General features: G+C 44.1%; 11 protein-coding genes. 3 read left to right on the forward strand and 8 right to left on the reverse strand.

Annotation, left to right across the window (positions count from 1 at the left end; genetic code table 11):
* Nucleotides 1–41: 41 nt before the first annotated feature.
* The 3 genes from I3248_RS02775 to I3248_RS02785 all read right to left on the reverse strand — a co-directional run bounded on the left by I3248_RS02775 (nt 42) and on the right by I3248_RS02785 (nt 4,780).
* The gene (locus tag I3248_RS02775) at nt 42–1,571 is read right to left on the reverse strand and encodes a bifunctional 2-methylcitrate dehydratase/aconitate hydratase (RefSeq protein WP_238062464.1); all 1,530 of its coding nucleotides are present in this window, start codon (nt 1,569–1,571) and stop codon (nt 42–44) included.
* A 311-nt stretch (nt 1,572–1,882) separates the two neighbouring features.
* The gene (locus tag I3248_RS02780; protein WP_238062465.1) at nt 1,883–2,503 is read right to left on the reverse strand and encodes a GNAT family N-acetyltransferase; all 621 of its coding nucleotides are present in this window, start codon (nt 2,501–2,503) and stop codon (nt 1,883–1,885) included.
* A 423-nt stretch (nt 2,504–2,926) separates the two neighbouring features.
* Complete coding sequence (locus I3248_RS02785) at nt 2,927–4,780, reverse strand: ABC transporter ATP-binding protein (RefSeq protein WP_238062466.1); 1,854 nt, start codon at nt 4,778–4,780, stop codon at nt 2,927–2,929.
* A 339-nt stretch (nt 4,781–5,119) separates the two neighbouring features.
* Here I3248_RS02785 and I3248_RS02790 point away from each other — a divergent pair, with 339 nt between their 5' ends.
* Entirely contained in the window at nt 5,120–5,431 is a 312-nt protein-coding gene (locus I3248_RS02790) for an IS630 transposase-related protein (RefSeq protein ID WP_346268416.1), read from the forward strand.
* Nucleotides 5,403–5,708, forward strand: a complete 306-nt coding sequence (locus tag I3248_RS02795; protein WP_238062467.1) for a hypothetical protein — start codon at nt 5,403–5,405, stop codon at nt 5,706–5,708. Before I3248_RS02790 ends, I3248_RS02795 begins: the two co-directional genes overlap by 29 nt.
* Nucleotides 5,709–5,916: 208 nt before the next feature.
* On the opposite strand, the gene I3248_RS02800 is transcribed toward I3248_RS02795, so the two are convergent.
* A complete protein-coding gene (locus I3248_RS02800; RefSeq protein ID WP_238062468.1) occupies nt 5,917–6,501 on the reverse strand; it encodes a hypothetical protein in 585 nt (194 codons plus the stop codon).
* Nucleotides 6,502–6,523: 22 nt separating this feature from the next.
* A complete protein-coding gene (gene prpF / locus I3248_RS02805) occupies nt 6,524–7,759 on the reverse strand; it encodes a 2-methylaconitate cis-trans isomerase PrpF (RefSeq protein WP_238062469.1) in 1,236 nt (411 codons plus the stop codon).
* Between the two features lie 87 nt (nt 7,760–7,846).
* Here prpF and I3248_RS02810 point away from each other — a divergent pair, with 87 nt between their 5' ends.
* Complete coding sequence (locus I3248_RS02810) at nt 7,847–7,999, forward strand: hypothetical protein (protein ID WP_156923994.1); 153 nt, start codon at nt 7,847–7,849, stop codon at nt 7,997–7,999.
* Between the two features lie 10 nt (nt 8,000–8,009).
* On the opposite strand, the gene I3248_RS02815 is transcribed toward I3248_RS02810, so the two are convergent.
* From I3248_RS02815 to acnD, 3 genes are all read right to left on the reverse strand, one after another.
* Nucleotides 8,010–8,270 carry a Txe/YoeB family addiction module toxin gene (locus I3248_RS02815; RefSeq protein WP_025646994.1) on the reverse strand — a complete coding sequence of 87 codons (261 nt, stop codon included), beginning with the start codon at nt 8,268–8,270 and terminating at the stop codon, nt 8,010–8,012.
* Nucleotides 8,271–8,290: 20 nt separating this feature from the next.
* The gene (locus I3248_RS02820) at nt 8,291–8,602 is read right to left on the reverse strand and encodes a type II toxin-antitoxin system prevent-host-death family antitoxin (protein ID WP_238062470.1); all 312 of its coding nucleotides are present in this window, start codon (nt 8,600–8,602) and stop codon (nt 8,291–8,293) included.
* Between the two features lie 151 nt (nt 8,603–8,753).
* Nucleotides 8,754–11,408, reverse strand: coding sequence for a Fe/S-dependent 2-methylisocitrate dehydratase AcnD (acnD, locus tag I3248_RS02825; RefSeq protein ID WP_238062515.1), 2,655 nt, complete (start codon nt 11,406–11,408; stop codon nt 8,754–8,756).
* Between the last annotated feature and the right edge of the window lie 161 nt (nt 11,409–11,569).

Consider the following 11,569-nt stretch of genomic DNA (forward strand, 5'->3'; position numbering starts at 1 on the left):
TTTGGTACAGATTTAGCTCATAAAAAAGCGATTAAACAATATTAATTTGTCATAAACAAATCCATAAACTCATGCACAGGCGTTTGCTCTAGTTTTGCTTGATTGTCGCATAGCTCAATAATCTCTTGGCAACGACTCTCAATAAAACGAGTGGCTAGATTGGCGCGGAATTTTGCTTCTAGAATAGGAATACCCTCAGCGCGGCGGCGTTTATGACCGATAGGATACTCAATAACCACTTTATCCGTACAGGTACCGTCTTTGAAAAAAACCTGAATCGCATTGGCAATCGAGCGCTTGCTAGGATCGTGATAGTCTTTGGTGTAACTGACATCTTCTTCCACCACCATCTTTCGGCGTAGTCCGTCGATTAAGATATGATGCTGCTCATGGTAATCATCCTCATAATTCTCCGCCATCAAATCGCCTGTCAATAAAGGCACCGCTACCATGTACTGCAAGCAGTGGTCGCGGTCAGCAGGATTGGCGAGTGTACCTTCCTTGGAGATAATACGAATAGCAGACTCATGGGTGGTGAGGACGATCTTCTCAATCTCATCAATTCTATCATCGATACGCGGATGCAAGATAACCGCTGCCTCACAAGCGGTCTGCGCATGAAATTCGGCAGGGAAGCTTAATTTAAACAAGATATTTTCCATCACGTAACTGCCAAACTCACGCTGGAATTTAAAGTGGCGATCTTCTTCAGGTTTGGTCGCTAAGTCTTTATTGGTATGGCTAAAGAGCACATCATAAAAACCCCACTGCGGCGCGGACAAAGCCCCTGGAATGCCCATCTCACCGCGGCGAGTAATATCGACCAGCCGAACCGCGCGGCTAGTGGCATCACCTGCAGCCCATGACTTACGGCTGCCGGCATTGGGTGCATGTCGATACGTGCGTAGTGCCTGCCCATCGACAAGGGCTTGTGATATCGCCGCCATGATACGCTCGCGTGGTAAGTTATAGAGCTTAGCGACGACTGCGGTTGAGGCTAATTTAACTAAGAATACATGGTCGAGACCCACACGGTTAAATGAGTTCTCCAGCGCCATGACGCCTTGAATCTCATGTGCCATAATCATCGCCTCAAGCACATCCCGCATGGTCAAAGGCTTAAGGTTGCGGCTAATGTTTTGCTGACTGATATAATCGGCTACCGCAAGGATACCGCCTAAATTGTCCGACGGATGTCCCCATTCAGCGGCGAGCCAAGTATCATTATAGTCGAGCCAGCGCACCATACAGCCAATATCAAAAGCAGCTTTGATCGGATCAAGTCGATGGGTGGTACCAGGCACTCGTGCGCCATTAGGCGTCAGCTGACCTTCGCAATCAGGACCTAGGTGTTTGGTGCATTCAGGAAAACGTAGTGCAAGCAGCCCGCAGCCAAGGGTATCCATCAGACAATGGCGCGCGGTAGTCCAAGCCTCTTCACTATTTTCAGAGTCGTTATCTACCGAGTAACCTAGCACATAATCGGCGATTTTTTGGATTTCTCTATCGTACTCGGGACGAACGTTACTCTCTACCGTCGTGTTTTGATTATCAGATTGGGTGTTTGACATGATCGTCTCCTCTTCCTTGAGTGAGTTATTATTTAACTAGTCGACTTATAGTCGAACCACTATTAAAGTGTTACAGCGTTAGACTCGTTTAGCCTACTACTGTAGTACTTGCACTCGTCTGCCTTGTACCACTTTTAATATTGATTGACTATATCTGATTTTTGTCAATCAAAGCGTCCACAGAACCACTTAAAAATAAGTCATATCTCAAAGTAGCATAGGCAAAAGCCAACAACCAAACTGAATTATGTTAAAAATTAAAACCTTATCTGCTTAATATATAAAGTCTATTGAATAAATCCTGATTCATTTTAAATCATCAAATAAAGTAGCCCGAGAATAAATAGTGCCACCAATATAAAGAGTAGAGCGCTCAAAATCTTTGAGGACTTACTACCATTTGCAGCACTGACCTTTTTAACTTTGCTCTTTTTGGCCACTCGCAGCACCATCTTGACATGCTCGATATTATCCTCAAGGTAGTAATCTCCTTCAGGAACAAACCCTAAGGACTGATAAAAGCTGAGCAAATAAGTCTGTGCGGAGATAATAATAGGACGCTTTTTGCCATATTTTTTGCGGCAATTAGCGATAGCTTGAATCATCATCTGCCTTGCTATGCCTTGACCGCGATGCTCTGATAATACCAGTACGCGACCAATAGCTGACATAGCGGTATTAAGCGAATCGGTATCAGCGGCGCTCAAGTTAGATCTGAGCCTGTTGTATTCAGGCGGAATAATGCGGCAGTAACCAACGAGCGCTTCGTTTTGATGCGCGACGAGATGTAAGCAGTCAAAGTCTAGCTCATCCATATCTTGATAAGCGCAGTTTTGCTCCACCACAAACACCTGCGAGCGCGCTCTTAGAATATGGTAGATATCGACGGAGGTTAACTCATCAAAGGTTTTTATAGAAAATTGGGTGGTCATAATAGTTTGGCTTTTGCTAATGAGATGATAATAATGCGTTTGAATGAAAGCATATTTTTAATGCTTTTGGGTTTATGGTGCTAGGCTAAAAGCACCAGCCTACGACGTCGCTTAGATTAGGGCGTGTTGAACATTCACAAATAGGCACTGCTGATCGCTAAAATTGTTCCAGACAAGGCGCAAAGCGACGATAATGCAGATGCCTTAGCTAGATTTGCAACGCAGTATGGAACAATTTTAGCATCAGCCGTAGGGACAGGACTCTTTTTTTTCCGCTTCATTGGTAAAAATAGACGCTTAGAGCGACTAAGCTTACTATTTTTACCTTCGAATCGTCTAAAAAATAGCCTCTGTCAGTGCCATGGTTGAATGTTCAACACGCCCTATTATTAAAACGTACTTTTTGCAATAATCTATAAGACATTAACCCTGAATCGTCTGACTGATCTTATCTAGATTTAAACTATCGGACATGGCACTAAAGATCTCGTAATACTTACCGCCTTTATCATACAGCGCTTCATGGGTACCCGTCTCAACCACTTGACCATTTTCTATTACTACCAAATCATCAGCGTCAATGATCTGCGCGATGTTATGCGAGACCATAATTACCGTACGATCTTTTTTGATAAGATCTAAGCTTTTTTTGACCTGTTGACTGGCGATGGCATCGAGACTCGCCGTTGGCTCATCCAAAAATACAATCGGTGGATCTTTTAAGAACATACGTGCTAGCGCAATACGCTGCTGCTGACCGCCCGATAGCGATTTGGCCGTACTCTCGTAACCGTCTGCTAGTTGCATCACTTGCTCATGAATCGAAGCCTTTTTTGCTGCGACTATAATGTCATCCATAGTCGCATTCATATTGCCATAACGGATGTTTTCACTAATAGTGCCTGAGAAGATATGATTATTTTGTAATACCAGACCGATATTCTGACGTAAGTCATGAGTATCGCAGTCCTTTAGATTATGACCATCTAAGCAAATCATGCCAGCATCTGGCTCATAAAATTTGACCAATAGATTGATAATGGTGCTCTTGCCCGCGCCGCTAAGCCCAACAAGCGCGGTGATACGGTTAGGGCGAATCTCAAAGCTGACATCTTTTAGCGCTTGGGTACCGTTGGGATAAGTAAAGTCGACGTTTTTTAACTCGATATGGCCCTTTAGATCTTTGCTACTGATGCCATCGATATTCTCAACTTGCTTATCATCTTCTAAGATATCAAAAAAGCCTTCAGCATAAGTTAAGGCATTATTAATCTGATCATAGATACGGTGCAGCTGGCGAATAGGGGCGGCGACGTTTTGAAACAGCATAACGTGAAATAAAATCATGCCAATGGTCATTTGACCCTGCAACACAAAGTAAGAAGTCAGCAAGATGATGACCACGACGCCGATTTGTTCAATAAAGGTTTTCACCGCGTCATAGATAAAGCCAATACTGCGAATACGCAGCTGATTATCCGTCATCTCTTTTTGTATTTTGAGATGCTTTTGCGCTTCAATAGGCTCGCGGACAAAGGATTTGACCACACTAATTGAGTTGATAAGCGAGATAACCAGTCCGCTTTTGGCTTCGCGAAAGCCGCGCATTTGCCGACGAAACCCTTGCAGACGTCTGGCTTGTTTTTGACTAATAAAAAAGTAAATCGGAATAATAAACAGCCCAACCAGACCAATCCAAAAGTTGGTCGAGAACATAATAATAAGCGAGACAATGGCACTGGCAAACAGCGGTAGCATATCGATAAAGAAGTTTTGCACCAAACTTGTTAGGCTACTAACCCCATAATCAATACGAGTTTGTAGTTTACCGCTATCGTTTTCACTACTGGTATAAAACGCCATGCGATAAGTCAAAATACGCTCGATAATCTTTTGTGATAAATCCCGCGAGAGATTGATGCGAATCTTCTCGCCAAAAAAACGCTGCCCAAATGAGATAAATATCGACAGTATCTCTTTGGTCAGTAGTACCGCACTGATAATGCCAAGCATACGTACGCCCGCTTCCCAAGGCTCGGCAAGTGTGGCAATCTCAGTCAAAGTATCGACAGCATAACGCAACACAAAAGCATTGACCTGCGCGGTAAAGGATCCAAGCACCGTTAAAATCAAGGTGGCAATGATTAAAAGCTTATAAGGCGCGGCAAACACCGCCAGCTTTTTGAGGATATTCCACAATAAAGCGCGCCGCTCAGTCTTTTTGACTGGCGGCTTTTTATCTAATTGCACACGGCGGGGTTGGGGAGGTGTCGGCATAAAACCTTATTGCAACGTTATATTAATTACTATTGTTAAATCACCTGTTTTTTATTGGACCTTTAACTTTATTTATATTTTGTGCCAATCTATTTAAATTGTTAGTAGGGGGCGCATACACCTGAGAGAGAATGTATTCAATCAGTTCGTAAGCATCCATAGTATTATTTGCAGTTAATTCCTCACCTGAATGACTCCCAGCGTTACCCAACCATTTCACAGCCTCAAAATGCTCTTTTATAGTTTGATATTTATCTGGCAGATGATCCTCAATTCTACTATAGTCACCTGACCACAAAAATGTTATAACATAAATTAACTAAACGATTACCAGTATAAATGACCATGACTTACTCCCTAGATTACCGCAAACAAGTTTTACAAAGCTTAGATGAGGGCATGACCTTTGCCGAAGCTGCTGTTTTCTATGATATCAGTCCAACGACTATCCAGAAGTGGAAAAAGCGTCTTCATAGTAAAACCACCCGATATATTAAGCCCTACAAAATAGAGGATGAAGCCCTAGCTCAAGATGTCAAAGACCACCCTGACGATTATCACTATGAGCGAGCACAGCGTTTTAATTGTAGCCCAACAGGCATCAGCAAAGCCTTAAAGCGTATTGGTATTAGCAAAAAAAAAGACACTTGAGCATCCCAAAGCTTGTCCTGTTAAAAGAGCGACTTATCTAGCCAAGCTTAACCACTACATTGCTCAAGGCTTTGCTATTGTCTATATGGACGAAAGTGGCTTTGAAAGTGAAACGATGCGTCCTTGTGGTTATGCACCCATTGGTAGCCCCTGCATTGGCAGTTATAACTGGCAAGCCAAGGAGCGAACCAACGTGATTGGTGCGCTATATGGCAAAATGCTGTTTGCACTCGATTGCTTAAAGACCAACATCAATAAAGAGGTTTTCTATCACTGATGCAAGTTCACGCTGATACCAAAGCTTAAGAAAAAATGTGTGATCGTTATGGATAATGCGACCTTTCATAAGCGCGTTCAAAAGTTGCTTAACAGACATGGTCACAGGCTTCTATTCTTACCACCTTATAGTCCTGACTTAAATCCCATCGAGAAAAAATGGGCTCAAGTGAAGTTTTTACGCCAAGGCTGGATGGAAAATGACTTATCTAAATTGTTTTATGATATTCATCCAAATCATAACTCTTTTGTAGTGCAGTGACTATATGTAAAGATATTTTTTTACTTCCATCTTTTTTAGAATACAGATTTACACCTTGATCTGTAAGAATACCTTCAATAGCTATTCTTACTAAATTAGCTGCTGCAGAAGGAGAGGTAAAAAACAATTCAAATGACTGGTTGAGGATTTTTTTGATATCAGTAGGCGTATCTTCTGGGATAATAATTAAATTGAGGTTTGGATGAAAAAATAACGGTCGATAATAATCATCCCACTCTTGATATTGTTGTCCATAATCATCAACATCTATATCGAAACCCACACTTCCATGTCCTGTACATAGTACCTTACCTTCACATCTATCGTTATTACATTCAAAGACACAGTTAAAAATATATTCAATCCACTCTGGTTCAAAATCGGGATGTTTCTGCAGCTCATCTAAGTCAAAGGTTGTATATTTTTTAAAACTATCTTTCTGAATACGTAGAAGTCCAATATTACACTTAGGACAATTATAATCAGGTGAATTACTCAAGGTAAATGACTGCTTATATAAATTTCTATTCATTTATCAATACCCTGATTACTGGTTAAAACGCATCCGCTGGCACAAAAACTTCACCGACCATGATACGCCTTGCTGAGCGGCTCATCGACACTTTTTTGGCTTGCCAGCGGCCGTCGACCATTTCTGTTTTACCGCCGACCAGTAGCGTCCCTGATGGATGACCAAAACGCACCTCGGACAGCTCGCCGCTGCCTGCCGCCTCATTGACCAATGTCCCTTGCGTGGTGGCCGCTGCCGCAATGGCGACCGCTGCGGTGCCCATCATCGCATGATGCAGCTGCCCCATACTCATCGCGCGTACCACTAAATCGATATCATTTGCCTTAACTTCTTTACCACTTGACGAGGTATAGCTTTGTGCTGGTGCTACCCAGGCAATTTTGGGGATATGCTGACTGCTTTGCGCCTCAGATTCATCGGTAAACAGTCCCATCGCCACGCCGCCACGCGCACGTATTTTTTCTAACTTGGCTAATAGTTCGTCATTACTATTAATATCGCCTTGTAATTCTGTACCGCTAAAGCCTAAGTCTTCCGCTTTCATAAAGATAGTGGGGATGCCTGCGCTGATAAAGGTCGCTTTGATGCTGTCTTTATCGAGGCCACAACCAGAGACATCAAAGTCATCGACGAGGTTGTTGGTCGGGAACATATCACTGGATGAGTCAACCGGATCGATAAATTCAATTTTGACCTCAGCAGCGGGGAAGGTGACGCCGTCTAACTCAAAGTCGCCGGTTTCTTGTACTTGCACCTGACCATTCTCATCCTTGTATACAGGCACATGAGCAATGATGGTTTTGCCAATATTTTCTTGCCAGATACGCACTTCACAAATACCGCTAACGGCATCGACATCAATGCTACTAGAAACCTTATCCGCGTCAACAATACCCATATTAATCGCACAAGCACCAACTGCGGCGGTTAAGTTACCGCAGTTACCCGCCCAATCAATCATCGGCTTTGCGATATTAACTTGTCCAAATAAATAATTAACGTCATGATCAGCTTGTTTTGCTTCAGACAAAATCACCGTTTTTGACGTACTAGAGCTACCATTACCTAAACCGTCGATTTGCTTGCCATAAGGGTCTGGGCTTCCGATAACACGTAGTAAGAAGTTATCTCGCGGCGAGCCTACAACTTGGCAACGCTTAGGTAAGTCGGATAATTTAAAAAACGTGCCTTTTGAAGTGCCGCCACGCATATAGGTGGCAGGGACGGAGATTTGCGGGGCGAATTTTGGTTTGGTCATTTTTGAGAGTCCTTTATGTATTTATGACTTGTTTACAGTTTTATTGGTAATATAGAGTGATCAAGACTAATTGAAATAGAGGTTGTTATGAATTTAGGAAAAGAACAAAGTGATAATTCGGCAAAAATTAATCAGATAATGCAAGATAACCCTGATTTGTCTTATGAGTTCATACGTCAATTATTAATCGCTCAAACAGAGATTGAAATAGGTCAGGTTACACCTTTTAAGTTTGGATAGATTTAAAAAGTTAATAATGATAGCGACAAGAAATAATAGTCAGATAGTTATCATCAACTGCGTATACTAGACGGTTAGAATCATCGATACGCCTAGACCAAAATCCTGATAGATTTTCTTTTAAAGGTTCGGGCTTGCCGATGCCCTCAAATGGATTGCGTTTACACTCTGTGATTAACTTATTGATGCGTTTAAGGGTTTTTTTATCTTGCGTTTGCCAATACAGATAGTCTTTCCAAGCGGCATCCGTCCATGCTAGCTGTTCATTCATAGCTTTTACTCGCAGTAGTATTAAGCATCTTCAGCATCGGTTTCATCGCTTGAATAACTATCAGCGTCCTCTACATCTTCATTATCTCTTAAATCACGCACTGCTGTCTTGCCAGCTTGATACTGCGCAATTGATTTTGCTAAGTGAGCTGCATTAGCAGGAGATTTTAATAAATAGACGGTTTCCATCAAGCTGTTGTAGTAATCAAGGGACATGACCACAGCATCATCTGCATCACGGCGAGTCACTATAGTGGCATTGGCATCGTCATTAACGGTGTCTAAAACCGACTTTAAATGCTTTCTCGCTTCTGAAAAACTAATTACTCTCATGATAAACTCCAATAGTTGTACTATTTATTGTACATGTTACGCTATTTATAAAAGTATATCAATAATTACAAAAAAGCCGATGCCATATAGACACTCTATACAACATCGGCTCTGTATTACTTATGCGCTAAATCTTAAACGCTCAAAACGCTTAGGCCACTTCACCCGCTAAGAACTCTTTGGCAAAGCGCTGGAGCATACCGCCAGAGTTATATATTTTCACCTCATCAGCAGTATCCAAACGGCAGATAACAGGCGTCTTATCGACTGTGCCGTCTTTGCGATGAATCACTAACGTCATCTCGCCACCAGCGGATACCTCACCTTCGATATCGAAGATTTCTGTGCCATCGATGTTTAGCGTCTCACGGTTGGTGCCTTGTTTGAACTGTACAGGAAGAGCGCCCATACCGACGAGGTTTTGACGATGGATACGCTCAAAATCTTCAGCCACGACGACTTCCACACCAGCGAGACGCACGCCCTTGGCAGCCCAGTCACGGCTTGAGCCTTGACCGTAGCCATCACCTGCGATGATGATGAGTGGCTGCTCACGATTCATATACGTCTCGATCGCCTCCCACATACGCATAACTTGACCTTCTGGCTCCACGCGCGCGAGTGAGCCTTGGATAACGTTGCCTTCCTCATCACGTACCATCTCATTGAGCAGTTTTGGATTGGCAAAAGTGGCACGCTGCGCGGTTAAGTGATCGCCGCGGTGCGTGGCGTAGGAGTTATAGTCTTCCGCTGGCAGACCCATAGTATCGAGATACTCGCCAGCCGCAGAGTCGCCCATAATCGCATTGGATGGTGACATATGGTCGGTGGTGATGTTGTCACCAAGTACCGCTAATGGACGTAAGCCTTTAAGACGGTTCATCGCCGCCATCTTGCCTTCCCAATACGGCGGACGACGGATATACGTACTCATCTCACGCCAGTCATATTGTGGGTCGATGACCGATGCCTCATTACGATCTGCCTGTGCTTTGGCTTCATCAAACATTGGGATGTATACTTGATTGTACTGCTCAGGTTTGACAGCTTTAGCCACGATAGCATCGACTTCGCTATCCTCAAACCAGATGTCTTTTAGATAAACATCGTTGCCATCTTGGTCTTTGCCGAGTGAGTCTTTTTCGATATCAAAACGGATATTACCAGCGATAGCATACGCCACAACCAAAGGCGGCGAGGCGAGGAACGCTTGCTTGGCATACGGATGGATACGACCATCAAAGTTACGGTTACCTGATAATACGGCGGTACTAAACAAATCGCGCTCGATGATTTCTTGCTCAATCTCTGGGTCGAGCGCGCCGCTCATACCATTACAAGTGGTACAAGCAAAGGCGACGACATCAAAACCCAGTTTTTGTAGCTCGGGCAATAGGTTGGCTTCTTCTAAATACAGCTTAACGGCTTTTGAGCCTGGCGCGAGTGACGACTTGACCCAAGGCTTACGAATAAGGCCTTTTTCTACTGCGTTACGGGCGACGATACCAGCGGCGACCATGTTGCGTGGGTTTGAGGTGTTAGTACAGCTAGTAATAGCAGCGATAATGACTGCGCCATCTGGCATTAGCCCATCTTCTGGTTCTGGTAGTTTTTCATTTTCACCGTGGGCGATGCCTTCCTTGACAAGGTCTGTCGTTGATACGCGCGCATGGGGACGTGAAGGACCAGCGATATTACGCACCACTTTTGATAAATCAAAATGCAGCACACGCTCATATTCAGCATCTTTTAGGCCATCCGCCCACAGACCAACTTGTTTGGCATAAGCTTCAACGATTTTGATTTGCTGCTCTGAGCGTCCGGTGAGACGCAGATAATCAATGGTTTGCTCATCGATAGAGAACATCGCAGCCGTTGCGCCGTACTCTGGCGTCATATTGGAGATAGAAGCACGGTCGCCAACAGTCAGATTGCGCGCACCTTCGCCGTAAAACTCTAGGTAGGCTGAGACCACGCCTTCCTCGCGTAAAAATTCCGTCATTGCTAGTACCAAATCCGTACCGGTAATGCCTTCTTGCAGCTTGCCTGTTAGCTCAACGCCAACGATGTTTGGCAAACGCATGTATGAAGGGTTGCCCAACATCACGCTTTCAGCTTCTAGCCCGCCGACACCGATAGAGATAACGCCAAGCGCATCGACCATCGGGGTGTGACTATCGGTACCGACCAAGGTATCAGGGAAGGTGATGGCATCGCCGTCTTGATCAGCCACCACTTGTACCACTGGCGACATTTTCTCTAAGTTGATTTGGTGCATGATGCCGTTACCAGGCGGTACGACGTTGACGTTATCAAAGGCGTATTGACACCAGTTGATAAAGTGAAAACGGTCTTCGTTACGGCGCTCTTCGATCGCGCGGTTCTTCTCAAATGCGTCTTCTTCAAAACCAGCATGCTCTACGGCTAATGAGTGGTCAACGATCAGCTGCGTCGGTACGATGGGGTTCACTTTGGCAGGATCACCGCCTTCCGCTGCGATAGCATCACGCAGTCCTGCAAGATCAACAAACGCAGTCTGCCCTAAGATGTCGTGGCAAACCACGCGGGCAGGATACCATGGGAAATCAACCTCTTGCTTACGGTAGATATGCTGTGACAGTGCTTCGGTCAAATCCTCTGGCGGACAGCGGCGCACGAGGTTTTCGCATAATACCTTTGAGCTAAAAGGTAGCTTGGCATAAGCGCCTGGCTCGATCTCATTGACCGCTTGCTCGACATCGAAATAGTGCAGGTCAGTACTGCCTCCATCCAAAGCTGGTAATGGTTTTTTATACTCATTATTCATGGTTTGCGGATTAACTTGCGTTAAAGGCTGCTTGCTATCATCGCTCATGGCGGGCTTTCCTTTATAAGTGAGATGGGTTGAGAGTAGGTATAAAAAATAATTTACTTAGCAAAAATTATTCCTGTGACAGGATTCAGTTAACATAAACTTTGCTAAATAAA

Source organism: Psychrobacter sp. Ps3, from assembly GCF_022129275.1.
Taxonomy (GTDB): Bacteria; Pseudomonadota; Gammaproteobacteria; order Pseudomonadales; family Moraxellaceae; genus Psychrobacter; species Psychrobacter submarinus.

Coding starts and splice junctions, on each gene's coding strand:
- I3248_RS02780 (WP_238062465.1), bottom strand. CDS start 2,503: ATGACCACCCAATTTTCTATAAAAACCTTTGATGAGTTAACCTCCGTC.
- I3248_RS02800 (WP_238062468.1), bottom strand. CDS start 6,501: ATGAATAGAAATTTATATAAGCAGTCATTTACCTTGAGTAATTCACCT.
- I3248_RS02775 (WP_238062464.1), bottom strand. CDS start 1,571: ATGTCAAACACCCAATCTGATAATCAAAACACGACGGTAGAGAGTAAC.
- I3248_RS02790 (WP_346268416.1), top strand. CDS start 5,120: ATGACCATGACTTACTCCCTAGATTACCGCAAACAAGTTTTACAAAGC.
- I3248_RS02810 (WP_156923994.1), top strand. CDS start 7,847: ATGAATTTAGGAAAAGAACAAAGTGATAATTCGGCAAAAATTAATCAG.
- I3248_RS02785 (WP_238062466.1), bottom strand. CDS start 4,780: ATGCCGACACCTCCCCAACCCCGCCGTGTGCAATTAGATAAAAAGCCG.
- I3248_RS02815 (WP_025646994.1), bottom strand. CDS start 8,270: ATGAATGAACAGCTAGCATGGACGGATGCCGCTTGGAAAGACTATCTG.
- I3248_RS02820 (WP_238062470.1), bottom strand. CDS start 8,602: ATGAGAGTAATTAGTTTTTCAGAAGCGAGAAAGCATTTAAAGTCGGTT.
- acnD (WP_238062515.1), bottom strand. CDS start 11,408: ATGAATAATGAGTATAAAAAACCATTACCAGCTTTGGATGGAGGCAGT.
- prpF (WP_238062469.1), bottom strand. CDS start 7,759: ATGACCAAACCAAAATTCGCCCCGCAAATCTCCGTCCCTGCCACCTAT.